This window comes from Micromonospora sp. URMC 105, from assembly GCF_051386295.1.
Taxonomy (GTDB): Bacteria; Actinomycetota; Actinomycetes; order Mycobacteriales; family Micromonosporaceae; genus Micromonospora.
This window is the reverse complement of record NZ_JBPQTL010000032.1, coordinates 1-24,966: the sequence shown is the minus strand read 5'-3', so window position 1 is coordinate 24,966 and position 24,966 is coordinate 1. Positions and strand designations below refer to the sequence as shown.

Genomic DNA, 24,966 nt, shown 5'->3' with positions numbered 1-24,966 from the left:
GCCTCAGCGCTTGTCGGACGCGGCGGACTGCTCGTCGTCGCCCGGGCCGGACGGGGCCGCCGGAGCGTCGGAAGCCGTCGCATCTGCGGTGACCTCCGTGGTCGGACGCTCCTGCTCCGCCGCCTCGGCACCGGTGGCCTCGTCGACGGTGGCCTCGGGCCGGGGCGACCCGTCGACGGCGGCCGGCTCCGGCTGCGCGTCGGTGGCGGCCGGCTCGGCCTCGGCATCCTCGGCGGTCGGCACGTCCACCGGCTGCGCGGCGGTGGCCGGCGCGACGGTGGTGGTGCCGGTCCGCGTCGCCTCGACCTCGACCTGGGCGGCCTCCGGGCCGCCGAAGAGCCGGGGCAGGGTGGCGGTGTGCGCCTGACGGAGCTCGTCCAGGCCGATCCGGAACTGGCCGTGCACCTCCAGGGCGCGGCTCGCCGGGTCGGTCACGCCGATCAGCTCCCACGGCACGCCACGCTCACCGCAGAGGGCGGTGAACGCCTTCTCGTGACCACGCGGCACCGAGACCAGCACCCGGCCGGCCGACTCGCTGAACAGGAAGACGAACGGCAGCGACCCGTCGGCGAACCGCTCCGGCACGGCGATCCGGGCGCCGACCCCACGCCGCAGGCACGACTCGACCAGGCTCTGGGCGAGACCACCGTCGGAGAGGTCGTGCGCGGAGCTGAGGTGACCCACCCGGGCCGCCTCCGCCATCAGCTCGGCCAGCACCCGCTCGCGGGCCAGGTCGACCTGCGGCGGCATGCCGCCCAGGTGCTCGTGCGTCACCCAGGCCCACTCCGAGCCGGAGAGCTCGACGTGCGTGTCACCGAGCAGGAAGAGCTGGTCGTGGTCGCTGCCGCCGCGCGGGACGAAGCCCATCGGCACCCGGTCGGCGACGTTGTCCAGCACGCCGAGCACGCCGACCACCGGGGTCGGGTGGATCGCGGCGGCGCCGGTCTGGTTGTAGAAGCTGACGTTGCCGCCGGTCACCGGGATGCCCAGTTCGAGGCAGCCGTCGGCCAGGCCACGCACGGCCTCGGCGAACTGCCACATCACGCCCGGGTCCTCCGGCGAGCCGAAGTTGAGGCAGTTGGTCACGGCGATCGGCTTCGCGCCGGTCACCGCCACGTTCCGGTACGCCTCGGCCAGCGCCAGCTTCGTCCCGTTGTACGGGTCGAGGCGGGCGTACCGGCCGTTGCCGTCCACCGACAGGGCCACACCGAGGCCGGTGCGCTCGTCGATCCGGATCACGCCGGAGTCCTCCGGCTGGGCGAGCACGGTGTTGCCCAGCACGTAGCGGTCGTACTGCTCGGTGACCCAGGTCTTGTCGGCCAGGTTCGGCGACGCGATCATGCGGAGCAGGGTCTCCCGCAGCGCCTCCGGCGTGCTCGGCCGGGGCAGCGTCTCGGCCCGGTCGGCCTGGAGCAGGATCAGGTCGGCCGGCTCGCGCATCGGGCGGGCGTAGACCGGGCCGTCGTCGACCAGCGAGCCCGGGGGCACGTCGACCACGACGTGGTCGTTCCAGGTGACCAGCAGCCGGCCGGGCTGCCCGTCGGCGGAGGGCGCGGTGACCTCACCGATCGCGGTGGCCAGCACGCCCCACTTGTCGGCGGTCTTGAGCACCGCCTCCAGCTTCTCCGGGGTGACGACCAGCAGCATCCGCTCCTGGGACTCGCTGGCCAGGATCTCGTGCGGCTCCATCGAGGGCTCGCGCAGCGGCACCCGCTCCAGCCACACCCGCATGCCGGTGCCGGCCGAGGCGGCGGTCTCGGTGAGCGCGCAGGTCAGGCCCGCGCCGCCCAGGTCCTGGATGCCGACGACCAGCTCGGCGTCGTACAGCTCCAGGCAGGCCTCGATCAGCAGCTTCTCGGTGAACGGGTCACCCACCTGCACGGACGGGCGGCGCTGCTCGCTGCCCTCGTCGAAGGTGGCGCTGGCCAGCACGGAGACGCCGCCGATGCCGTCGCGGCCGGTCTTGGCGCCCATCAGCACCACGATGTTGCCGGGGCCGGTGGCGTCCTTCTTCTGCAGCCGGTCGACCGGCAGTACGCCGAGGCAGAGCGCGTTGACCAGCGGGTTGCCCTGGTAGCAGGGGTCGAAGACGACCTCGCCGCCGATGTTGGGCAGGCCCAGGCAGTTGCCGTAGCCGCCGACGCCGGCGACCACGCCGGGCAGCACCCGGGCGGTGTCCGGGTGGTCGGCCGCGCCGAAGCGCAGCGGGTCCATCACGGCGACCGGACGGGCGCCCATGGCGAGGATGTCCCGGACGATGCCGCCGACGCCGGTCGCCGCGCCCTGGTACGGCTCGACGAAGCTCGGGTGGTTGTGCGACTCGACCTTGAAGGTCACCGCCAGCTCGTCGGAGACCTGGACCACGCCGGCGTTCTCCCCGATGCCGGCGAGCAGCCGGTCGCTCGGCGGGGCCTTCTCGCCGAACTGGCGCAGGTGCACCTTGCTCGACTTGTAGGAGCAGTGCTCGCTCCACATGATCGAGTACATGGCCAGCTCGGCCTGGGTGGGGCGCCGGCCGAGGATGTCGCGGATCCGGTCGTACTCGTCGTCACGCAGACCCAGCTCGGCGTACGGCTGGAGCTCCTCGGGGGTGCCGGCGGCCTGCGACACGGTGTCCACGCCGGTGGTCCAGTCGGCGGCCGGCGCCGCGTCGACCGGGCCGCCCTGCGGCACCACGGTGGCCGCGCGCGGCTCCGCCGGGGCGGCCGGGAAGGCGTCCGGGGTCTCCCGTACGGCCGGGTCCGGATGGGTGGTCATGACGTCTCCTCGCTGCGCTCGTGGCCGCCCGTCGGGCGGTGGAGCCGACCGATGATCCCGCCGCGCACGGTCACGCCGGCGTCCCCACCAGGTGCTTGAGCACCGAGGTGAAGAAGCCGAGGCCGTCCAGGGAGGGGCCGGTGAGCGCCTCCACCGCGTGCTCGGGGTGCGGCATGATGCCGACCACGTTGCCGGCGGGGTTGGTGATCGCGGCGATGTCGCGCTGCGACCCGTTGGGGTTGCCACCGACGTAGCGGGCGACGACGCGCCCCTCGCCTTCCAGCTCGTCCAGCGTCGCGGTGTCCGCGACGTAGCAGCCCTCGCCGTTCTTGACCGGGATCAGGATTTCCTGGCCGGCCTGGAAGGCGTTCGTCCAGGCGGTGCCGGTCGACTCCACGCGCAGGACCTGGTCCCGGTTGCGGAAGTGCAGGTGCTGGTTGCGGGTGAGCGCGCCCGGCAGCAGGTGGGCCTCGCAGAGGATCTGGAAGCCGTTGCAGATGCCGAGCACCGGCAGGCCGCCCTGGGCCGCGTCCACGATCCGCTCCATCACCGGGGCGAACCGGGCGATGGCGCCGCAGCGCAGGTAGTCGCCGTAGGAGAAGCCACCCGGGAGGACGACGGCGTCCACCCCGTGCAGCTCCGCGTCACCGTGCCAGAGCCGGACCGGCTCGGCGCCGGCGATCCGGACGGCCCGGGCGGCGTCCCCGTCGTCGAGCGACCCGGGGAAGGTCACCACACCGACGCGGGCGGTCACGGGTGCGCGTCCACGGTCTCGTCCGCCTCGACCACCCGGACGGTGAAGTCCTCGATGACGGGGTTGGCGAGCAGCTTGTCGGCGATCTCCCGGGCCCGGTCCAGGTCCGGTTCGCCGGTGAACTCGATCTCGATCCGCCTGCCGATCCGGACAGAGGCGACGTCACTGACGCCGAGCCGCGGCAGCGCGTTTGCGACGGCCTGGCCCTGAGGATCGAGGATCTCGGGCTTGAGCATGACGTCGACGACGACGCGAGGCACTGGGCACTCCTGACTGTGTACGCAGTTGGGTGCCGGCCCACTACGGGCGAGCGCAGCCAGCGTACCTGGCAGATTCGGCTCCGGACGCACCGGCCGGGGGCAGTTCAGGGCACTGATCAACATAACCACCGGTCCGCGCGGAGGGCCGATGCGCGTTCGTTGCCGCGCCGATGCGGTTTCGTTGCCTGCCGCGCTCGCGGCGCGTCGCCACCACCCCGGTGAGCAGGGGAATCTCCGGGGATGCCGGTGAGGATGACCGGTTCCCGACAAACAGGGACGAGCATGTCGTGACGCTGGGTCGTCACATCCATTAATCTCTATTAACTCTTGTGAACGGAGCGCGGGCGGCCTACCGTACATCGGCAGATGTCGATGCTTTCGACGCCCCCGGCGGGTCACCCCCTCACCCGCCGGGGCCGACTCGGCCCGGCGACCCCGGGCCTGCCCACAAGGAGTCCCCCGACATGCGTATCCGCCCCCTGCTCGCGGTCCTGACCACCGCGCTCGCCGGCGTCCTCGCCGCCTCGTCCGGTGCCACCGCCGCCCCCGCCGGCCCCCAGCCGATCATCGGTGGCAACACCGTCTCCTCCGCCCCGTGGGCCGCCGCGGTGTTCAGCAACGGCTCGTTCACCTGCTCCGGCAGCGTGATCTCGTCGCAGTGGGTGCTCACCGCGCGGCACTGCATCAACGGCTCGATGTCCGTCCGGATCGGCAGCGTCTACCGCTCCTCGGGCGGCGTGACCCGCACCGTCAGCGCCACCTACAGCCGCTACGACCTCGCGCTGATGCGGCTGTCCAGCCCGGTCACCACCAGCACGGTGACGCTGGCCACCAGCAACCCGCCGATCGGCTCCACCAACTCGATCTACGGCTGGGGCCAGACCTGCTACAGCGGCTGCTCGGCCTCCAGCCAGCTCAAGACCGCCACGGTCCAGGTGACCAGCAACAGCGCCACCGACGCGTACGGCGGGCAGGCGATCCGGAGCAGCGAGATCAGCGGCAACGCCTGGCGCGGCGACTCCGGCGGCCCGCAGTTCTACAACGGCCGGCAGGTCGGCGTGGCCTCCACCGCCGACGGCCAGAGCATCCAGAACTACGGCAGCGTCGCGTACAACCGGGCCTGGATCACCTCGGTGGCCGGTGTCTGACGGTTAGCGCCGTGGGGGCGCGGATGGCCGGGCGATCCCCCGCCGTCCGCGCCGCCACGTTTTGCAGCATCCGATCAGGTGAACACGGCTCGCGAACGGCCCGGGCGCGGACTGACAGCATCGGAATCGTGCTGGTCGTGACGACGGATCAACTGCCTGGCTACGAGATCCGCCAGATCCTCGGCGAAGTGGTCTCATCGATGGCGCGGACCCGGAACCCGTACCGCGAGGGGGTCAAGAACCTGCGCGGTGGCGCGTACGACCCGATGGCCCCGGACAACCTCACCCGGTGGCGCACCGACTCGGTGGCCCGGCTCGGCGAGGAGGCCCTCCGGCTCGGCGCGAACGCCGTGGTGGGGATGCGCTTCGACAGCCGCGACTGCGGCGAGATGTGGATGGAGATCTGCGCGTACGGCACGGCGGTGATCGTCGTACCCAAGGTGCCCGACGTCATGCCGAGCGACCAGCCGCTGGTCGCGGCGGAGACCGCCCACGAGCCCGGCTTCGCCGAGGCCCCCGGCGGCATCGCGGAGCCGGCGAGCGCGCCCAACCTCTCCTCCGCCGCCGACACCCCCACCCGCAAGACCTGAAGCCGGCGCCTCAGCCACACCCGTCTGCGACGGGTCGGGATCTCGTCCGGCCGGGACGCCCCGACCCGCCGCAGACGGGGGCCTGTGTCAGGGGTCAGAGGATGGGCGGCGGGGAGTAGGTGGCGGCCTCGGGGTGGGCGGTCACGACCGCCGTGATGCGCTTGGTGATCGCCTCGACCTGAGCCTGGGCGGCGCCGGTGAAGGTAGCCGGGTCGGCCACCAGGGCGTCGATCTCGGCGCGGGTCAGGCCCAGGCGGCCGTCGGCGGCGAGCCGGTCGAAGAGGTCGTTCTCGGCGGCGCCCTTCTCGCGCATGGCGAGCGCCACCCCGACCGCGTGCTCCTTGATCACCTCGTGCGCCACCTCCCGGCCGACGCCCCGGCGGACCGCCGCGACGAGGATCTTGGTGGTGGCGAGGAAGGGCAGGAACCGCTCCAGCTCCCGGTTGATCACCGCCGGGTACGCCCCGAACTCGTCCAGCACGGTGAGGAAGGTCTGGAAGAGCCCGTCGGCGGCGAAGAACGCGTCCGGCAGGGCGACCCGGCGGACCACCGAGCAGGAGACGTCCCCCTCGTTCCACTGGTCGCCGGCCAGCTCGCCGACCATCGACAGGTAACCCCGGATGATCACGGCAAAGCCGTTCACCCGCTCCGACGAGCGGGTGTTCATCTTGTGCGGCATCGCGCTGGAGCCCACCTGGCCGGGCTTGAAGCCCTCGGTGGCCAGCTCCTGGCCGACCATCAGCCGGATCGTGGTGGCCAGCGAGGACGGCGCGGCGGCGACCTGGGAGAGCGCCGCGAGCACCGCCACGTCGATCGAGCGCGGGTAGACCTGCCCGACGCTGTCCAGCACCCGGCTGAACCCGAGGTGCCCGGCCACCCGGCGCTCCAGCTCGGCCACCTTCTCCGCGTCGCCGTCGAAGAGGTCGAGCTGGTCGGCGGCGGTACCGACCGGGCCCTTGATCCCGCGCAGCGGGTACCAGTTGATCAGGTCTTCCAGCCGCTCGTACGCGATCAGCAGTTCCTCGGCGGCCGACGCGAAGCGCTTGCCCAGCGTGGTGGCCTGCGCGGCGACGTTGTGCGATCGCCCGGTCATCACCAGCCCGGAGTGCTCGTGCGCGAGCCAGGCCAGCCGGGCCAGGGCCGCGACCACGCGGTCCCGGATCAGCTCCAGCGAGCGGCGCACCTGGAGCTGCTCGACGTTCTCGGTGAGGTCCCGAGAGGTCATCCCCTTGTGCACGTGCTCGTGCCCGGCGAGCGCGCTGAACTCCTCGATCCGGGCCTTCACGTCGTGCCGGGTGACCCGCTCCCGCTCGGCGATCGAGGCCAGGTCGATGTCGTCGATCACCCGCTCGTACGCCTCGACCACCCCGTCCGGCACGGCCACGCCGAGGTCACGCTGGGCCTTCAGCACGGCGAGCCAGAGCCGCCGCTCCAGCCGTACCTTCTCCTCCGGGGACCAGAGGGCGACCAGCTCGGGCGAGGCGTACCGGTTGGCGAGCACGTTCGGGATCGTCGTCACGTACCTCATTCTCTCGTACGCCGACAGCAGCGCCCGGACCGGGCCGAGGACGCCGCGCGGCACCCCGCGTCCCGCCGTAGTGCGACGCTCAGCGCTCCAGGATCGCCGTGACGCCCTGCCCGCCGGCCGCGCAGATGGAGATCAGCCCCCGGCCGCCGCCCTTGCCGTCGAGCAGCTTGGCCAGGGTGGCGACGATCCGGCCGCCGGTGGCGGCGAACGGGTGCCCGGCGGCGAGCGAGGAGCCGTTGACGTTGAGCTTGTCGCGGTCGATCGAGCCGAGCGGGGCGTCCAGCCCCAGCCGGTCCTTGCAGAACTCCGGCGACTCCCAGGCGGCCAGGGTGGCCAGCACCTGCGAGGCGAACGCCTCGTGGATCTCGTAGTAGTCGAAGTCCTGCAGGGTCAGCCCGGCCCGGGCGAGCATCCGGGGCACCGCGTACGCGGGGGCCATCAGCAGCCCCTCGTCGCCGTGCACGAAGTCGACCGCGGCGACCTCCGACCAGGAGAACCAGGCCAGCACCGGCAGGTGGTGCTCGCGCGCCCACTCCTCCGAGGCGAGCAGCACGGTCGACGCGCCGTCGGTGAGCGGGGAGGAGTTGCCGGCGGTCATGGTCGCCTGGTCGGCGTCGGAGCCCTTCGCGCCGAAGACCGGCTTGAGCGAGCCGAGCTTCTCCAGCGTGGTGTCCGGGCGGAGGTTCGCATCCCGGGTCAGCCCGAGGTACGGCGTCATCAGGTCGTCGAAGAAGCCCCGCTCGTACGCGGCGGCGAGCCGCTGGTGCGACCGGAGCGCCAGCTCGTCCTGCGCCTGCCGGTCGATCTGCCAGCGCAGCGCCGTCTGCGCGGCGTGCTCGCCCATCGACAGCCCGGTACGCGGCTCGGCGTTGCGCGGGATCTCCGGCTTGAACGGCTGGTGCGGCCGCAGCTTGGCGGCGATCTTCAGCCGCTCGCCGAGGGTCCGGGCGGAGTTGAGCTTGAGCAGCGTGCGGCGCATGTCCTCGTTGACGGCCAGGGGCGCGTCGGAGGTGGTGTCGACGCCACCGGCGATGCCCACGTCGATCTGCCCGAGGGCGATCTTGTTGGCGACCAGGATGGCCGCCTCCAGGCCGGTGCCGCAGGCCTGCTGGATGTCGTACGCGGGGGTGTGCGGGTCGAGTTTCGAGCCGAGCACCACCTCGCGGGTGAGGTTGAAGTCCTTCGCGTGCTTGAGCACCGCGCCGGCCACCACCTCGCCGACCCGCTGCCCGGCCAGGCCGAACCGGGCCACCAACCCGTCCAGCGCCGCGCCCAGCATGTCCGCGTTGGACGCGTTCGCGTAGCGGGAGTTGGACCGGGCGAAGGGGATGCGGTTGCCGCCGATGACCGCGACCCGCCGGATGCTCTGCACGATCCCGCCTCCGTTTCAGGACTTGCCCACAACCTACTGGCCAGTAGGCTACGCCTATGACCGACAGGTACGCGAGCTTCGTCCAATCGGGGGCCGGCCGCGCGCTGGTCAAGCGCCTCGGGCTGCCCGACCCGCCGCGACTGCGCCGGCACACCCCCGGCGATCCGCTCCTGCCCGGGCCGGCGCTGCTCGGCGCGGCCACCGGCAGCCGGCTCGGCGAGCCGGTCGGCAAGATCCTGACCTTCGCCGGGGTGGAGGTGCGCGATCCGGTGGCCGGCACCACCGCCACCGACGGCACCCCCCAGCGGTACGGGGCACTGGTCTACGACGCCACCGGCATCACCGACTCCACCGGGCTGCGCCAGCTCTACGACTTCTTCCACCCGCAGGCCCGCTCGGTGCTGCCCAGCGGCCGGGTGATCGTGCTGGGTACCCCGCCGGCCGAGTGCGGCTCGCCGCGTGAGGCCACCGCCCAGCGCGCCCTGGAGGGCCTGACCCGCAGCATCGGCAAGGAGTTCGGCCGCGGCGTCACCGCCCAGCTCGTGTACGTCACCAGGGAGGGTGACGCCGGCACCCTGACCAGCCTCGAATCGACCCTCCGATTCCTCCTGTCCGGCCGGTCCGCGTACGTCTCGGGGCAGGTCGTCCGGGTCGGGGCCGGCACCGCCCAGCCGCCGGCGGACTGGGACCGCCCGCTCGACGGTCAGGTCGTCCTGGTCACCGGGGCGGCCCGGGGCATCGGCGCGGCGCTGGCGAAGGTGCTGGCCCGCGACGGCGCCCAGGTCGTGGCGCTGGACATCCCGGCGGCCGGCGACGAGCTGGCCGCGGTGGCCAACGAGATCGGCGGCAGTGCCGTCCAGCTCGACCTGACCACCCCGGACGCCCCCACCCGGCTCGCCGAGCACCTCGCCGGCCGGCACGGCCGGGTCGACGTGGTGGTGCACAACGCGGGCATCACCCGGGACAAGACGCTCGGCCGGATGGACGCCGACCGGTGGGACCAGGTGCTCGACGTCAACCTCTCCAGCCAGGAGCGGATCAACGACGTGCTGCTGGAACGCGAGCTGATCCCGGCCGGTGGCCGGATCGTGGCGGTCTCTTCGATCGCCGGTATCGCCGGCAACCGGGGGCAGACCAACTACGCCACCAGCAAGGCCGGCGTGATCGGGCTGGTCGAGTCGCTGGCCCCGGAGCTGCACGGGCGCGGGATCAGCGTCAACGCGGTCGCCCCCGGCTTCATCGAGACCCGGCTGACCGCCCGCGTACCGCTGGCGCTGCGCGAGGCGGGCCGCCGGATGAACAGCATGGCCCAGGGCGGGCTGCCGGTGGACGTGGCCGAGACGATCGGCTGGCTGGCCTGGCCGGCGTCCGGCGCGGTCAGCGGCAACGTGGTCCGGGTCTGCGGCCAGAGCCTGTTGGGGGCGTGATGGCGAGGAAGAAGCGGCCGGAGGACGGCCGGGCGGAGCACCTCTCCGTCGGAGACCTCATCGACGGGCCGACCGAGGTGATCTCGGCGGCGGACCTGGCCGCCGTCCGGGCCGCCTCGGCCGACCACGACGTGAGCCTGGAAGCCACCCACGACCTGTCCGCGTACGCGACCACGGACCTGTCCGGGCACGCCGCACCGGCGGGCCGGGCGCGGGTCGAGCTGCCCCGGATGCCGGCGCCCGGCGCGCTCTACCGCCGGGCGCTGCGCGACGCGGTGCCGGTCATCGGCCGGTCCCGCCGCCCGGACGCCCCGCCGCAGGTCGAACTGGCCGTCGCCGGGAGCAGCGTCGACCGGGCGCACCTGGCCGACTACGACCGGGTCTGCGGGTTCCGGCTGGCCGACCGGCTGCCGGCGACGTACCCGCACGTGATGGGTTTTCCGCTGTCGCTGCGGCTGATGACCACGCCGGAGTTCCCGATCGCGCTGACCGGCGTGGTGCACGTGGGCAACCGGATCACCGTGCACCGCCCGATCGAGGCCGGCGAGACGCTGGACTTCGTCACGTACGCGGAGAACCTGCGACCGCACGAGCGGGGACGGCAGATCGACGTCGTACTGGTCGGGTCGGTCGGCGGCGAGGAGGTCTGGCGCGGCGTCTCGACGTACCTGGGCAAGGAGCGCACGCCCGGCGGCGGTGCGCGGCGCGACCGGGGTGAGCGGCCCGCGCCGCCGGCCGCCTCCGCCCGCTGGCGCGTCGAGCCCCGGGTCGGTACGGACTACGCCCGCGTCTCCGGCGACCACAACCCGATCCACACCTCCCGGCTGGGGGCACGGCTGCTCGGCTTCCCCCGCCCGATCGCGCACGGGATGTGGAGCAAGGCGCGCTGCCTGGCGGCGCTGGAGAGCCGGCTGCCGGAGGCGTACACGGTGGACGTGTCGTTCAAGCTGCCGGTGCCGCTGCCCGGCACCGTGGCGTTCAGTGCCACCCCGGCCTGGGACTTCGCCCTGAACGACGCTCGGACCGGCCGTCCGCACCTGGTGGGCACCATCCGCTGAACGACGCGAGGGGTTGGCTTCCACCCTTTCGTGCGCTAGGTTGTTCTCACATTGAGTTGTTCTCGAAATGAGAGAGACGCCGTGAACGAGCAGGACTTCCTCGCCGCGTACGACCCCTCGGCCTACCCCTCGATCGCCGTCACCGTCGACGTGGTCGCGCTGACCATCCGCGGCGGCGAGCTGCACCTGCTGCTCATCCGACGGGGCCAACCGCCGTACGAGGGCCACTGGGCGCTGCCCGGCGGGTTCGTCCGCCCCGAGGAGGACCTGGCCACCGGCGCGCGCCGGGAGCTGGCCGAGGAGACCGGGCTCGGCGGCGAACGGCTGCGCCGCGTACACCTGGAACAGCTCGCCAGCTACGGCGCCGTCGACCGCGACCCGCGGATGCGCGTCGTCTCCGTCGCCCACCTCGCATTCGCACCCGACCTGCCCGACCCGGCCGCCGGCACCGACGCCGACGAGGCGATCTGGCTGCCGGTGACCGCGCTGACCAGCCGGCAGCTCGCCTTCGACCACGGCCGGATCATCGACGACGGGCTGGAACGGGCCCGCGCCAAGCTGGAGTACACCCCGCTGGCCACCCGCTTCCTCGACGGCGAGTTCACCATCAGCGAGCTGCGTGCCGTCTACGAGACGGTGTGGGGGCACCCGCTGCACGCCGGCAACTTCCACCGCAAGGTGCTCTCCGTGCCGGGGTTCGTGGAGAGCACCGGCGCCAGCACCGAGCGGGGCGGCGCCCGGGGCGGGCCCCGCGCCAAGCTCTACCGGGCCGGCGACGCCCGGCTGCTGCACCCGGCGCTGCTGCGCCCCGCCCGCGAGGAGACGGTCCGGTGAGGACCGACGAGGCGGTCCGGCTGGTCGCGGCGGCCCGCACCGACGAGGAGCTGTTCGGCAGGACCGAGCCGGCCCGCCGCTACCGGCAGCTGGTCGCGGCCCTGCACCCCGACCGGCTGGGCGCGGCCGACCCGCGGGTACGCGCCGAGGCCGCCGACGCGCTGGCCCGGGTCACCACCCGGTGGCGGGCCCGAGGCGCGCTCGGCGACTACCGGCTCACCCGCCTCGCTCACGTCGGCGACCTCGCCGACCTGTACGACGTCGGGGCGGACCGGCTGCTCAAGCTGCCCCGCAGCCCGGCCGACAACGACCTGATGGCCCGTGAGGCGCACGCCCTGCGGGCGCTCGAGGAGCGGGGCGACCCGCGCCATTTGCCGTACGTGCCCCGCCTGGTCGACTCGCTGGTGGCCCGCGACCCGGCGACCGGCGCCGAACGGCAGGTCACCGTGCTGGCCACCGCGCCCGGCCTGCGCAGCCTCGACGAGGTCCGCCGGGCGTACCCCGACGGCCTGGACGGCCGCGACGTGGCGTGGATGTGGCGGCGGCTGCTGGTGGCGCTCGGCCTGGCCCACCGGGCGGGCGTGGTGCACGGCGCGGTGCTGCCCCGGCACGTCCTGATCGAGCCGGACGCGCACGGCGTGGTGCTCGTCGACTGGTGCTTCTCGGTGGTCGACGGCGGCGCCGTCCCGGCCCTGGTGCCCGACCACGAGGACTGGTATCCGCCGGAGGTCGTCGCGAGGCGACCGTGCGGCCCGGGCACCGACATCGCGATGGCCACCCGCTGCATGACCGAACTGATGGGCGACCGGGCACCGCGGGCGCTGCTCGACTTCGCCGCCGGGTGCCGGCGCCCCGCCCTGAACGCCCGGCCCGACGACGCCTGGCGGCTGCTGGGCGAGCTGGACCAGGTGCTGGAACGGCAGTACGGGCCGCGCACCTTCCGCCCCTTCACCCTCAACCGTTAGGAGCTGTCATGGGCAGTGGAATCTGGTCCACCGACGTGTACGACGCCGCGGACCGCTACCGCCGGGCCACCGGCGCCAGCGCCTTCTCCTACAGCGACAGCGGGGCGCGCACCGTGCACCCCGCGCTCGACCCCCGCGGCGCCGTACGGGAGAGCCGCGACTCGGCCGAGCACCCGCAGTCGACCCCGATCGCAGTGCTCTTCGACGTGACCGGCTCGATGGGGCACGTGCCGCGCGTGCTCCAGACCAAGCTGCCGCAGCTGCTCGGCCTGCTGCTGCGGCAGGGCTACGCCCGCGACCCGCAGATCATGTTCGGCGCGATCGGCGACGCCACCTGCGACCGGGTGCCGTTGCAGGTCGGGCAGTTCGAGTCGGACAACCGGATGGACGACGACCTCGGCCGGATCGTGCTGGAGGGTGGCGGCGGCGGGCAGATGACCGAGTCGTACGAGCTGGCGATGTACTTCATGGCCCGGCACACCGCCACCGACAGCTGGGACAAGCGCGGCCGACGCGGCTACCTGTTCATCATCGGCGACGAGCTCGCCTACCCCCGGGTGAAGGCCCGCGAGGTGGCCCGCCTGATCGGTGACGACCTGCGCGAGGACGTCGGGCTGCGGCAGATCGTCGACGAGGTGACCCGCCGCTGGGACACCTACTACCTGCTCCCCACCGGCAGCCACTACTCCGGCAACGCCACCGTGCTCGACCACTGGCGGGGCCTGCTCGGGCAGCGCGCCGTCGAGCTGGACGACCCGGACGCGGTCTGCGAGACCATCGCGCTGACCATCGGACTCGGCGAGCAGGCCATCGACCTGGACGAGGGCCTGCGCGACCTGGACCGGGCGGGCTCGGCGGCCACCGGCACGGTGTCCAGGGCGCTGGCCCGGCTCGACGGCGGGCGGCGGACCGAGGTGGCCGCGCTGCCGGTCACGCGCACCGACGGTCGCGGGGTCACCCGGCTGTGAACCACGTGATGGTGGTCGACCTCGGCTACGGCGACGCCGGCAAGGGCACCGTCGTGGACTGGCTCTGCGCGACCCGGCCCGTCCACACGGTGGTCCGTTTCAACGGGGGCGCGCAGGCGGCGCACAACGTCGTGCTGCGCGACGGACGACACCACACGTACGCGCAGTTCGGCGCGGGGACGTTCCGGCCCGGCGTCGGTACACACCTGTCGCGGCACGTGGTGGTGGACCCGCTGGCGCTGGCCGCCGAGGCCGACCACCTCACCTCGGTGGGGGTGCCCGACGCGCTCGACCGGCTGACGGTCGACGGGGAGGCGCTGCTGGCCACCCCGTACCACCGGGCCGCGAACCGGGTCCGGGAGACCGCCCGGGGAGCCGACCGGCACGGCTCCTGCGGGCTGGGGGTGGGCGAGGCCGTCGGGTACGGCCTCGCCCACCCGGACGAGGCGCCCCGGGTGGCCGACTGCCGCCGCCCGGCCCTGCTCCGCCGTCGGCTGACCGCGCTGCGGGATCGGCTGACCGCTGAGCTGGGTCCGCTGGACGCGCCGCCGGTCGAGGACTGCCTGCCCGCGTTCACCGGGTTCGCCGCCCGGGTGACGATCGTCGACCGGTCCTGGCTGGCCGGGGCGCTGCGGGCGGGGACCTGCGTCTTCGAGGGAGCGCAGGGGGTGCTGCTGGACGAGTGGCACGGCTTCCACCCGTACACCACCTGGAGCACCACGACCTTCGCCAACGCCGAGGCGCTGCTGGCCGAGGCGGGCCTGGCCGGGCAGGCGCGGCGGTTGGGCGTCGTACGGGTGGTGACCACGCGGCACGGGCCCGGGCCGTTGGTGACCGAGGACCGGACGCTGCCGCTGACCGACCCGCACAACCCGACCAACCCGTGGCAGGGCCGCTTCCGGTTCGGGCACTTCGACGCCGTGGCCCACCGGTACGCCCTCGCCGCGGCGGGTGGCGTCGACGGCCTCGCCCTCACCCACCTCGACCTCGCCGGACCCCGGCTGCGGCTGTGCCGCCGCTACGACGGGGTGGACCGCCTGCTGCCCGGCCCGCCGGGCGACCTGGACCGGCAGGCGGCCCTCACCGCCCGCCTGCTGCGGGCCCGGCCGGTCTACGACGACCCGCCCGCCGACTGGGCGGCGGCGGTGGCCGGGGAGCTGGGTGCCCGGGTGGTGCTGACCTCGCACGGCCCCACCGCCGAGGACAAGACGCCGCACGGCTGGCTGGCCGAGCAACCCGGGCGGGCCGGGCACCGGACCGTGGCCCCGTCCGCCGGCCGGTCCGGCCACCGAGCGCCGGTGGCCTGATCCGCCGACTCGGCCCGGGGGCGGTGGCCGAGCCCGGAGCATGAGGGCATGGAGTCCGTGCTCGACCTGCTCCACCACACGGTCACCTCGCCGTGGGTGTACCTGGTGATCTTCGCGGTCACCGCGGTCGACGCGTTCTTCCCGGCGGTCCCCGGCGAGACCGTGGTGATCACCGCCGGCGTCCTCGCCGCCGCCGGGGAGCCGAACCTGGTCGCGGTGATCGTGATCGCCGCGCTCGGCGCGCTCGCCGGTGACCACGTCTCCTACGGCATCGGCCGGGGCGGGGGGTCCCACCGGCTGGCCCGGCTCCCGGCGGAGAGCCGCCGCCGGGCCGGCTCCGCGTGGGCCCGCCGGGCCGTAGCGCAGCGCGGCGGGATGATCCTGATGACCGCCCGGTACGTCCCCGGCGGTCGCACCGCAGTCACCCTGACCATGGGTGCGGTCCGCTACCCGCTGCGCCGCTTCCTGCTCTTCGACAGCCTCGCGGCCGGCACCTGGGCGACCTACTGCAGCCTGCTGGGCTACTTCGGCGGCCTCGCCTTCGAGCGCGATCCGGTCAAGGGCCTGCTCGCCGGGGTCGCCCTCTCCCTCGCGTTGACCGGCCTGCTGGAGGTGGTCCGTCGGCTGCGCCGGCGCGCCCACCGCCGCCCCGCCGTCCATCGCTGACCGGCTGCTTTCCGGCTGCTTCCGGGCGCCGCCTCCATGATCGAGTCGCAGAATCCGCGACGACACGCCGTCGGGGTCGCCGGAAATCGTCACTGGATCATGAACGGCCGCCCGGCCACCGGGGGCGCGGCCGTCAGCTCGCCGGGGGTCGCCAGGTGGCGCCGTGCAGGAGCTGGCCGGCGCCGAGCCAGGCCACGTTCATCATTCGGGTGGCGGTCTTCTCCGGGTCGGCCTCCGGGTGGTCGGCGAGCCAGTCCGCGAGCGACTCGGTCGCGCCGACCAGGGCGTACGCGACCACTTCCAGCTCGGTCTCGCCGACCTCGCGCCCCTCGGCGCGCAGTGCGTGGCCGAGCATCCCGGCGACGACCTCGACCAGCCGGGCGCGCATCGCGGCCAGCTCACCGGCGAACGGCTGCGAGCCCCGGGCCTGCCGGTAGAGCACCGCCCAGCCGTCCCGGTGCGCCCCGACGAAACCGAAGAAGGCGCGCAGCCCCCGCCAGAGCCGTTCGTCGGCGGGCAGGTCCGGTGCGGCCGCCCCGGCGATCGCCTGCATCATCCGGGTGCCCTCGCGGTGCAGGCAGGCGACGAAGAGCTCCTCCTTGGTGCCGAGGTAGGCGTAGACCATCGGCTTGGAGATGCCGGCGTCCTCGGCGATCTCGTCCATGCTGGCGGCGTGGAAGCCGCGCCGGGAGAAGACCTTGACCGCGGCGTCGAGCATCTGCTGCTCGCGTACGGCCCGGGGGAGGCGCTTGAAGGTGGGTGTGCTGGACACCCTTGCGAGCATACCTACTCGTGCGTAAGGTTACGCCCGAGTAACCAAAGTCGGCCCGCCCGAGAGGTGCATTCCCCCATGACTGACTTCGACCCGGCCAACTTCGCCAACGTCGGCCCCAAGGAGTTCGCGCAGCTCGTCAAGTCCACCCCCGACGACAAGATCGCCGAGGTGATGTCCGGCGACCTGCGCGGCAAGATCCTCAGCGAGGTCTTCGGCCGGATGCCGCAGCTGTTCCGCGCCGACCGGGCCGGTTCCACCAACGCGGCCATCCACTGGAACATCACCGGCCGGCCCGACGGTGGCACCGACACCTACGAGGTCGCCATCGCCGACGGCACCTGCACGGTCAACGAGACCCCGCAGCACGACCCGAAGCTCAGCCTGACCATGGGTCCGGTCGAGTTCCTGAAGATCGTCTCCGGTGGCGCCAACCCGGTGATGATGTTCATGACCGGCAAGCTCAAGGCCAAGGGCGACCTGGGCCTGGCCGCCAACATCGCCAACCTGTTCGACATCCCCAAGGCCTGACATGGCCGAGTTCTCGCTCGACCTGAACGAGGAACAGCGGGATCTACGCGACTGGGTGCACGGCTTCGCCGCCGAGGTCGTGCGCCCGGCCGCGGCCGAGTGGGACGCCCGGGAGGAAACCCCGTGGCCGGTCATCCAGGAAGCGGCGAAGGTCGGCCTCTACGGCTTCGAGTTCCTCGCCACCTGCTGGGCCGACCCCACCGGCCTCTCCCTGCCGATCGCCAGCGAGGAACTCTTCTGGGGTGACGCGGGCATCGGCCTGAGCATCTTCGGCACTGGCCTCGCAGTCGCCGCCATCTACGGCGCGGGCACCCCCGACCAGCTGGTCGAATGGGTGCCGCAGTGCTTCGGCGACGTGGACCAGCCCGCCGTCGCGGCGTTCTGCACCAGCGAGCCGGAGGCCGGCTCCGACGTCGGCGCGATGCGTACCCGGGCGGTCTACGACGAGGCCACCGACGAGTGGGTGCTGCGCGGGCAGAAGGCGTACGCCACCAACGGCGGGATCGCCGGGGTGCACGTGGTCACCGCCTCGGTCGAGCCGGAGCTGGGCTCGCGCGGGCAGGCCGCGTTCGTCGTACCGCCGGGGACCGCCGGGCTCAACGCGACCCGCAAGCTGCGCAAGCTGGGGCTGCGCGCGTCGCACACCGCCGACGTCTTCCTCGACGACGTACGCGTGCCCGGGCGCTGCCTGCTCGGCGGCCGGGACGCCCTGCTGGAGCGGCTCGACCGGGCCCGCTCCGGGCAGAAGGCCTCCGGGCAGGCCGCGATGCGCACCTTCGAGCTGTCCCGGCCCACCGTCGGCGCGCAGGCGCTCGGCGTGGCCCGGGCCGCCTACGAGTACGCCCTGGACTACGCGAAGGACCGCGTCCAGTTCGGACGGCCGATCATCGCCAACCAGGCGGTCGCGTTCGCGCTGGCCGACATGAAGATGGAGATCGACGCCGCCCGGCTACTGGTCTGGCGGGCCTCCTGGATGGGCCGCAACAACCGCCCCTTCACCGCCGGCGAGGGCTCGATGTCCAAGCTCAAGGCGAGCGAGGTGGCCGTCGCGGTGACCGACAAGGCGGTGCAGCTGCTCGGCGGCGCGGGCTTCCTGCGCGACCACCCGGTCGAGCGGTGGTACCGGGACGCCAAGATCTACACCATCTTCGAGGGCACCTCCGAGATCCAGCGGCTGGTCATCTCCCGCGCCATCTCCGGCATGCAGATCCGCTGAGAATTCACCGTCGGTGGTGGCGTCCGCCACTGCCCGGTGTCCATCAGCCGGCAACTGCTCACACCGGTTGGGCTGCCGGAAGCATCCGGTGCATGATCGAAAGGTGACGTCCCGGTGACGGGCCCCCACGGGGCCCGTCACCGCACCCGCATGAGGAGGCCGCCATGGACCTGCCGTTCGTCGTGGCCACGCTGACCCGGCGAGGGCTGCTCACCCCGGGCCGGCCGATCCGGGTCGCCTCCCAGCTCCAGGCGCTGCGCAAGTGGGGCTGGAGCCTCGCCGGCGAGCTGCGGCAGGCCGCCGCCCGGGACCCGGGGCGGGTCGCCGTCGTTGACGAGCAGGGCGTCGAACTGACCTATCAGGAGCTGCTCGACCGGGCCGAACGGCTGGCCCGGGCGATGCGGACCGGGCTCGGCGTGCAGGCCGGCGACCGGGTCGGGGTGCTCTGCCGCAACCATCACGGGCTGATCGAGGCGGTCGTCGCCGCCACCGTGCTCGGCGCCGACGCGGTGCTGGTCAACAGCGGCCTCTCCGCCGCCCAACTGGCCACCGTGACCGAGGAGCAGCGGCTGCGGGTGCTGGTGCACGACGACGAGTTCGCCGACCGGCTCCTCGGCCTCCCCGCCGAGGTGCACCGGGTGGACGAGCGCGGCCTCGAGGAGCTGATCGCCGGCGCGCTCCCCGGCGACCTGCAACCGCCCGAGCGCGACGGCCGGACGATCGTTCTCACCTCCGGCACCACCGGCGCGCCGAAGGGCGCCCGCCGCCCCACTCCCAACGGTTTCGGCCCGCTGGTGTCCATCATCGACCGCATCCCGCTGCACGCCCGGGACACCGTGATGATCGCCGCGCCGCTCTTCCACACCTGGGGATACGCCGCCCTCCAGGTCGCCTTCGCGCTGCGCGCCACCATCGTGCTGCACCGCCGGTTCGAGCCGGCCGCCACGCTGGCCGCACTCGTGGCCCACCAGTGCCAGGCGCTCTTCGCCGTACCCGTGATGGTGCAGCGGCTGCTCGACGTGCCGCCGCCGGACCCGCGGCCGCCGCTGAAGGTGGTCGCGGTCAGCGGCTCGGCGCTGCCCGGCGGGCTGGCGCCGCGGTTCATGGACGTCTACGGCGACGTGGTCTACAACCTGTACGGCTCGACGGAGGTCTCCTGGGCCTCCATCGCCGGCCCCGCCGACCTGCGTGAGGCGCCCACCACCGCCGGCCGGCCGCCGCACGGCACCCGGCTGGAGATCCTGGACGACGACGGCGAGCCGGTGCCCAACGGACGGGTCGGGCGGATCTTCGTGGGCAACGAGATGCTCTTCGAGGGCTACACCTCCGGGGCGCGCCGGGAGACCCACGACGGCCTGCTCGACACCGGCGACCTCGGCCGGGTCAACGCCGACGGGCTGCTCTTCGTCGACGGCCGCGCCGACGACATGATCGTCTCCGGCGGGGAGAACGTCTTCCCGTCCGAGGTGGAGGATCTGCTGGCCCGCCTCCCCCAGGTCCGCGAGGCCGCCGTGATCGGCGTACCCGACCCGGACTACGGCCAGCGGCTCGCCGCCTTCCTCGGCCTGCACCCCGGCGAGGTGCTCGACCCCGAGGCGGTCCGCGAGTACGTCCGGCACTACCTGGCCCGGTTCTCCGTACCCCGGGACGTGATCTTCGTGAAGTACCTGCCGCGCAACGCCACCGGCAAGGTGCTGAGCCGGGAACTGCGCCGCTACTACGGCTGACCGGGGGTACCCCGAGCCACCGTCCCGGGTACGCCGGGGGGTTCTCCCCGATGCTCCCGGCACCGCCGGGGCGGCAGGCTCGACCCATGAAGATCACGAACAGTCGTACCGTCCTCGTCGTCGCGGCGCTCGGCCTTGCGCTGACCGTCGCCACCCCCGCCGCAGCCGCTCCGGGCAGCACCGCCGGCCGGGCGGGAGCCACCTGCCGGCCCGGCACCCTCGATCCGTCCCCGCTGCGCGGGTCGATCACCGGGTTACCGAACGCCGACGCGACCAGCGCGCAGGTGCGCATCTCCACGCCCGAGGGCTGCTGGACCGGCGTCAGCGGAGTACGGGACCTGCGTAGCCAGGCCCCCGTCCCGCCGCACGCCCGGTTCCGGATCGGCAGCGTCACCAAGGTCTTCACCGCCGCGCTGGTGCTGCAACTGGCCGCCGAGGGCCGCATCGACCTGGCCGATCCGGTGCAGCGTCACCTGCCCGGACTGCTGCCCGCCGACTACCCGACCGTCACCGTCCGCCAGCTGCTCGACCACACCAACGGCATCCCCAGCCCGAGGATGCCGGAGGGGATCGAGTGGCAGCTCGCCCACCGGTACGACCGGTGGACGCCGGAGCAGATCGTGCGGCTCGGCCTGCGCAACCCCCGCGAGTTCGAGCCCGGGACCAGGCAGCACTACACGAACATGGGCTACATCGTGGCGGGCCTGCTGGTGGAGAAGGTCACCGGCCACTCGTACGCGCGTGAGCTGGAACGACGCATCGCCGGCCCGCTGCGCCTGCGCGACACCTACGCACCCGGCGACGACCCGCGCATCCTCGGGCCGCACGCCCACGGCTACCAGGCCGTCGTGCGCGACGGGGCCACCGAACTGGTGGACGCGACGACGTGGAGCCAGACCTTCACCCCGGCCTCCGGCAACGTCATCTCCAACCTGGTCGACCTGGACACGTTCATGACCGCACTCTTCGCCGGCCGGGTCGTGCCGCCGGCCCAGCTGGCCGAGATGTTCACCCTGCCCGCGGTCCCTGACGTCGCCGGCGGTCCGGCCCGGTACAGCGCCGGGCTCACCGCGTTCCCGCTGCCCGGCGGCGAACTTCTGTGGATCAAGACGGGATCCCGGTTCGGCTACCTGACCGGGGTGGCGTCCACCCGGGACGGCCGGCTCCGGGTGCAGTACTCGATCACCGGGACCGACGCCAAGGGTGAGGAGTTGAGCCGTACCGCCCAGGCGGTCATCGGCGCCGCGCTCGGGATGCTCTGACGACGCCCCGTCGGGCGGGACCTCCCCGCCCGGGCGGGCGCGCGGGCCGGGTGACGGGCGGGCCGGGCGGCGGGCGCGCTCCCCGACCGACGGGCGCGCTCCCCGGCCGACGGGCGCGCTCCCCGGCCGACGGGCGCGCTCCCCGGCCGACGGGCGGGCTCCCCGGCCGACGGGCGGGCTCCCCGGCCGACGGGCGGGCCGGCCCGCCGGTCGGCCGGCCGGGAGCGGCGATCCCGCCCTCGACCGCGGCGGCCGCGAGGCCGGTGCGGTGCTGCCGGTCCGACCAGTTCACCCCGCCGCCGGATCCGACGGTCGGGACGGAGCGGGTTGACCTAGGCTGACGATCATGGGTGGCTCCGGTGCGGTCGAGCGCCGGCGTCGCACGCCGCTGCTCCTGGTCGAGGCCGCCACCCTCCTCTCCGGCATCGGCAACGGCGTCGCCTTGGTCGCCCTGCCCTGGCTGGTGCTGGAACGCACCGGCAGCGCCACCGCCGCCGGCGTGGTCGCGGCCGCCACCGGGCTGCCCCTGCTGCTGTCCAGCCTGATCTCAGGGACGGTCGTCGACCTGCTCGGGCGGCGGCGCACCGCCCTGATCTCCGACACCCTCTCCGCGCTGTCGGTGGCCGCGATCCCCGTGGTCGACGCGCTGCTCGGGCTGAACCTCGCCTGGATCGTGCTGCTCGCCGCGCTCGGCGCGGTCTTCGACCCGGCCGGGCTGACCGCCCGGGAGACACTGCTCCCGGCCGCCGCGCAGGCCGCCCGGTGGCCCATCGAACGGGCCAACGGCGTGCACGAGGCGGTCTGGGGCGTCGCCTTCCTGATCGGACCGGGCGTCGGCGGCGTGCTCATCGCGGCAATCGGTCCCGGCCCGACGCTCTGGGTCACCGCCGGTGGCTTCCTGCTCGCCGTCCTGCTCGTCGCCGCCGTCCGGCTCCCCGGGGCGGGCCGGCCGGAACGCCCACCCGCCGGGCTGCTCGCCGGCACCACCGAGGGGCTGCGCTTCGTGTGGCGGGACCCGCTGCTGCGGGCGATCGGCCTGATCACCATGGTGCTGGTGGCGCTCTACCTGCCCGTCGAGGGGGTGCTGCTGCCGGCGTGGTTCGTCGCCGAGGGGCAACCCGCCCGGCTGGGCGCCGTGCTGATGGCGATGAGCGCCGGGACCATCGTCGGCGCGCTCGGCTCCGGCTGGGTGGGCCGCCTGCTGAACCGCCGGGCCCTCATGGCCGCCGCACTGGTGGTCACCGGCGGCGCGCTGGTCGGGCTCGCCGCGCTGCCGCCGTACCCGGTGATGCTCGGCTGCGCCGCCCTCGTCGGACTCGCGTACGGGCCGGTCAACCCGCTCTCCAACTACGCCATGCAGACCCGCACCCCGGAACGGCTGCGGGGCAGGGTCGTGGGCGTGATGACCTCGCTGGCGTACGCCGCCGGTCCGGCCGGCTACCTGCTCGCCGGTCCGCTGGCGGAGGGCGTGGGGCTGCGACCGGCCTTCCTGGTGCTCGCCGGTGCGCTGCTGGTGGCGGCCCTGGTCGCCGCCCCGCTGCCGGTGCTGCGGCTGCTCAACGCGCCGCCGCTGCACCCGCCCGCGCCGCCGGGCGGCACCACCGGCCGGACCGAGGGGGCCGGTACCGCTCGGCGAGCAGTGGGCCCCCGCGGCCCACCGCGACCCACCCGGCGAGTCGGGGGCCGCTTCCTGACCTGGGTGCCGGGCCGGGCCGGTCAGCCGCCGGCAGGAACGGTGATCCGGCCGTCGACCGCGGCGGCGGCGATGTCGGTACGGTGCTGCGAACCGGCCAGCTCGACGCCGCTCACCAGGGCGTAGGCGGCGTCCCGCGCGGCGGCCAGGTCGGGGCCGGTGGCCGTACCGCAGAGGACCCGGCCTCCGGCGGAGAGCAACGCGCCGTCGGCGCCCCGCCGGGTGCCGGCGTGGATGATCCCGGCGCGGTCCGCGCCGGTGATCACATCACCGGTACGCGGCGACGCCGGGTAGCCCTCGGCGGCGACCACGACGGTGACGGCGGCACCGTCGCGCCAGCGCAGGGGCGGGTGCGCGGCCAGCGTGCCGGTCGCCGCGGCGTGCAGCAGCCCGGCCAGCGGGGTCTCCAGCAGGGCGAGGACCACCTGGGTCTCGGGATCACCGAAGCGGGCGTTGAACTCGATCACCCGGGGACCGGCGGCGGTCAGCGCCAGCCCGACGTAGAGCAGCCCGGCGAACGGGGTGCCCCGGCGGCGCAGCTCGGTCAGCGTCGGGTGCACCACGTCGGCCATCACCTCGTCGACCAGGCCGGCCGGCGCCCAGGGCAGCGGGGCGTACGCCCCCATGCCGCCGGTGTTCGGGCCGGTGTCGCCGTCGCCGATCCGCTTGAAGTCCTGCGCCGGGAGCAGCGGCACCGCCGCCTCCCCGTCGGTGACCACGAAGAGCGAGACCTCCGGACCGTCGAGGTACTCCTCGATCACCACCCGGCCGCAGTCGCGGGCGTGGGCCAGCGCGGCGTCCCGGTCGTCGGTGACGACCACGCCCTTGCCGGCGGCCAGCCCGTCGTTCTTCACCACGTACGGTGCCCCGAAGTCGTCGAGCGCCTTCGCGGTGCTCTCCGCGTCCGTGCAGGTGTACGCCCGCGCGGTCGGCACCCCGGCCGCGGTCATGATCTCCTTGGCGAAGGTCTTGGAACCCTCCAGCCGGGCGGCCTCGGCGGACGGCCCGAACACCGCGATGCCCTTGGCCCGCACCGCGTCGGCGACGCCCGCCACCAGCGGGGCCTCCGGCCCGATCACCACCAGGTCGGCCTGCACCTCGACCGCGAGCGCCGCCACGGCCCCCGGATCGGCGGCCGCCACGTCGCGCAGCTCGGCGACGGCAGCGATCCCCGGATTCCCCGGCGCCGCGATCACCGCCTCGACGGACGGATCGTCAGCCAGCCCCAGCGCGAGCGCATGCTCCCGCCCGCCACCACCCACAAGAAGAACCCGCACGACCCCGCATCCTACCGACCCTCCCCCCACCCCTGTTGATCAAGAAGTTTGCGTCTCAAATTCGGCTTCCGCAGACCAGAACTTCTTGGTCAACAACGGAGACCCTTGGCCGAGGCCGGCCGTCGGGGTGGGTCAGCGGGTGCGGAGGGCGGCCTTGATCGTGTACGGGATGTAGTCGGGGCGGAGGGTGTCGGCCCAGGTGAAGCGGAGGATCCGCCAGCCGGCGTTGATCAGGCGGTTCTGTCTCGCCCGGTCCTCGTAGAGCGCCTGCGGGGTGCGGTGCGGGTCGCGGCCGTCCGCCTCGGCGATCAGCCGTGCAGCCCGCCAGCCGAGGTCGCCGATGCCGAGCAGGTAGCCGTCGTGGTCGCGTACCTCCAACTGCAGCGCGTCGGGCGGGACCCCACCGTCGACACAGCGCAGCCGGGTCCGGGTCTCCAGCGGCGACTGCGCCCGTCCGTCCGCCTCCGCGAGGTGGCTCCGAGCCACGATGGCACCCCGGCGGCCTGCGATGAGGGCGGGGATCGACGAGAGGTCGGCATCGGTGACGAGTTGCCGGTGCAGCGCGGAGTCCAGCGCGCTCACGGCGGCATAGCGGTCCGCCCGGAGGATGACGTCGGCGAGCGTCCGCAGCGGGGTGGTGGCGGGCACCCCGGCGACCCGACAGATGTCGCCCCGGTCGACGGTGAGCTGGTGCACGACGAGATCCGGGTCCGTGGGGCGCTGGGGGCGCGGACGCTCCACCGGCACCGACACGTGGACGGCCGGGTTCGGCCGGAGCCCCCCGATGCGATGCAGTTCGGCAGCGGTGTCGAGGACGGCGAACGCGCCGGCGCCGAGGCTGGTGACCGCCGCCC

General features: G+C 73.9%; 21 protein-coding genes and 1 pseudogene. 14 read left to right on the top strand and 8 right to left on the bottom strand.

Going from position 1 to position 24,966, the window contains the following annotated elements; genetic code table 11:
- Positions 1–3: 3 nt before the first annotated feature.
- The 3 genes from purL to purS form a co-directional block, all read right to left on the bottom strand.
- The gene (gene purL / locus ACSNN7_RS13325; RefSeq protein WP_436681058.1) at positions 4–2,757 is read right to left on the bottom strand and encodes a phosphoribosylformylglycinamidine synthase subunit PurL; all 2,754 of its coding nucleotides are present in this window, start codon (positions 2,755–2,757) and stop codon (positions 4–6) included.
- A gap of 70 nt (positions 2,758–2,827) precedes the next feature.
- Positions 2,828–3,511: a phosphoribosylformylglycinamidine synthase subunit PurQ gene (gene purQ / locus ACSNN7_RS13320; RefSeq protein ID WP_436681057.1), complete on the bottom strand. Its 684-nt coding sequence runs from the start codon at positions 3,509–3,511 to the stop codon at positions 2,828–2,830.
- Positions 3,508–3,771, bottom strand: a complete 264-nt coding sequence (gene purS, locus ACSNN7_RS13315; protein WP_088959474.1) for a phosphoribosylformylglycinamidine synthase subunit PurS — start codon at positions 3,769–3,771, stop codon at positions 3,508–3,510. Before purS ends, purQ begins: the two co-directional genes overlap by 4 nt.
- Before the next feature lie 464 nt (positions 3,772–4,235).
- Between purS and ACSNN7_RS13310 the strand changes: the two genes are divergently transcribed.
- Together ACSNN7_RS13310 and ACSNN7_RS13305 are read left to right on the top strand one after the other, a co-directional pair.
- The gene (locus ACSNN7_RS13310) at positions 4,236–4,919 is read left to right on the top strand and encodes a S1 family peptidase (RefSeq protein WP_436681055.1); all 684 of its coding nucleotides are present in this window, start codon (positions 4,236–4,238) and stop codon (positions 4,917–4,919) included.
- Positions 4,920–4,942: 23 nt separating this feature from the next.
- Positions 4,943–5,509: a YbjQ family protein gene (locus tag ACSNN7_RS13305; protein ID WP_436681054.1), complete on the top strand. Its 567-nt coding sequence runs from the start codon at positions 4,943–4,945 to the stop codon at positions 5,507–5,509.
- 94 nt (positions 5,510–5,603) lie between these two features.
- Here ACSNN7_RS13305 and purB read toward each other — a convergent pair whose 3' ends face one another.
- Positions 5,604–7,028, bottom strand: a complete 1,425-nt coding sequence (purB, locus tag ACSNN7_RS13300; RefSeq protein ID WP_436681053.1) for an adenylosuccinate lyase — start codon at positions 7,026–7,028, stop codon at positions 5,604–5,606.
- An 88-nt stretch (positions 7,029–7,116) separates the two neighbouring features.
- Positions 7,117–8,409, bottom strand: a complete 1,293-nt coding sequence (locus ACSNN7_RS13295; protein ID WP_436681052.1) for an acetyl-CoA C-acetyltransferase — start codon at positions 8,407–8,409, stop codon at positions 7,117–7,119.
- 56 nt (positions 8,410–8,465) lie between these two features.
- On the opposite strand from ACSNN7_RS13295, the gene ACSNN7_RS13290 reads away from it, so the two are divergent.
- The 7 genes from ACSNN7_RS13290 (at position 8,466) to ACSNN7_RS13260 (ending at position 15,634) form a co-directional block, all read left to right on the top strand.
- Positions 8,466–9,836: a 3-oxoacyl-ACP reductase gene (locus ACSNN7_RS13290; protein WP_436681051.1), complete on the top strand. Its 1,371-nt coding sequence runs from the start codon at positions 8,466–8,468 to the stop codon at positions 9,834–9,836.
- A complete protein-coding gene (locus ACSNN7_RS13285; protein ID WP_436681050.1) occupies positions 9,836–10,894 on the top strand; it encodes a MaoC/PaaZ C-terminal domain-containing protein in 1,059 nt (352 codons plus the stop codon). The genes ACSNN7_RS13290 and ACSNN7_RS13285 overlap by 1 nt, the downstream gene beginning before the upstream one ends.
- Before the next feature lie 81 nt (positions 10,895–10,975).
- On the top strand, positions 10,976–11,728 hold the full coding sequence (locus ACSNN7_RS13280) for an NUDIX hydrolase (protein ID WP_436681049.1): 753 nt from the start codon (positions 10,976–10,978) through the stop codon (positions 11,726–11,728).
- A complete protein-coding gene (locus tag ACSNN7_RS13275) occupies positions 11,725–12,693 on the top strand; it encodes a serine/threonine protein kinase (RefSeq protein WP_436681048.1) in 969 nt (322 codons plus the stop codon). The genes ACSNN7_RS13280 and ACSNN7_RS13275 overlap by 4 nt, the downstream gene beginning before the upstream one ends.
- 8 nt (positions 12,694–12,701) lie before the next feature.
- Positions 12,702–13,661, top strand: coding sequence for a hypothetical protein (locus ACSNN7_RS13270; protein ID WP_436681047.1), 960 nt, complete (start codon positions 12,702–12,704; stop codon positions 13,659–13,661).
- Positions 13,658–14,968, top strand: a complete 1,311-nt coding sequence (locus tag ACSNN7_RS13265) for an adenylosuccinate synthetase (RefSeq protein WP_436681046.1) — start codon at positions 13,658–13,660, stop codon at positions 14,966–14,968. The genes ACSNN7_RS13270 and ACSNN7_RS13265 overlap by 4 nt, the downstream gene beginning before the upstream one ends.
- Positions 14,969–15,016: 48 nt before the next feature.
- Positions 15,017–15,634 carry a DedA family protein gene (locus ACSNN7_RS13260; RefSeq protein WP_436681045.1) on the top strand — a complete coding sequence of 206 codons (618 nt, stop codon included), beginning with the start codon at positions 15,017–15,019 and terminating at the stop codon, positions 15,632–15,634.
- A gap of 133 nt (positions 15,635–15,767) precedes the next feature.
- Here the strand turns inward: ACSNN7_RS13260 and ACSNN7_RS13255 are convergent, their stop codons facing one another.
- Positions 15,768–16,406, bottom strand: coding sequence for a TetR/AcrR family transcriptional regulator (locus ACSNN7_RS13255; protein ID WP_436681044.1), 639 nt, complete (start codon positions 16,404–16,406; stop codon positions 15,768–15,770).
- A gap of 78 nt (positions 16,407–16,484) precedes the next feature.
- On the opposite strand from ACSNN7_RS13255, the gene ACSNN7_RS13250 reads away from it, so the two are divergent.
- The 5 genes and pseudogenes from ACSNN7_RS13250 to ACSNN7_RS13230 all read left to right on the top strand — a co-directional run bounded on the left by ACSNN7_RS13250 (position 16,485) and on the right by ACSNN7_RS13230 (position 22,836).
- Positions 16,485–16,937: an SCP2 sterol-binding domain-containing protein gene (locus ACSNN7_RS13250; protein WP_436681043.1), complete on the top strand. Its 453-nt coding sequence runs from the start codon at positions 16,485–16,487 to the stop codon at positions 16,935–16,937.
- Position 16,938: 1 nt separating this feature from the next.
- The gene (locus ACSNN7_RS13245; RefSeq protein WP_436681042.1) at positions 16,939–18,153 is read left to right on the top strand and encodes an acyl-CoA dehydrogenase family protein; all 1,215 of its coding nucleotides are present in this window, start codon (positions 16,939–16,941) and stop codon (positions 18,151–18,153) included.
- A 164-nt stretch (positions 18,154–18,317) separates the two neighbouring features.
- Entirely contained in the window at positions 18,318–19,880 is a 1,563-nt protein-coding gene (locus ACSNN7_RS13240) for an AMP-binding protein (protein ID WP_436681041.1), read from the top strand.
- Positions 19,881–19,966: 86 nt separating this feature from the next.
- Positions 19,967–21,142 carry a serine hydrolase domain-containing protein gene (locus ACSNN7_RS13235; protein ID WP_436681040.1) on the top strand — a complete coding sequence of 392 codons (1,176 nt, stop codon included), beginning with the start codon at positions 19,967–19,969 and terminating at the stop codon, positions 21,140–21,142.
- Between the two features lie 346 nt (positions 21,143–21,488).
- Positions 21,489–22,836, top strand: a pseudogene (locus ACSNN7_RS13230) (MFS transporter).
- Between the two features lie 22 nt (positions 22,837–22,858).
- On the opposite strand, the gene purD reads toward ACSNN7_RS13230, so the two are convergent.
- Together purD and ACSNN7_RS13220 are read right to left on the bottom strand one after the other, a co-directional pair.
- Positions 22,859–24,112, bottom strand: coding sequence for a phosphoribosylamine--glycine ligase (gene purD, locus ACSNN7_RS13225; RefSeq protein WP_436681039.1), 1,254 nt, complete (start codon positions 24,110–24,112; stop codon positions 22,859–22,861).
- Positions 24,113–24,244: 132 nt separating this feature from the next.
- On the bottom strand, positions 24,245–24,966 hold a 722-nt coding region (locus ACSNN7_RS13220), incomplete at its 5' end, for a hypothetical protein (RefSeq protein WP_436681038.1).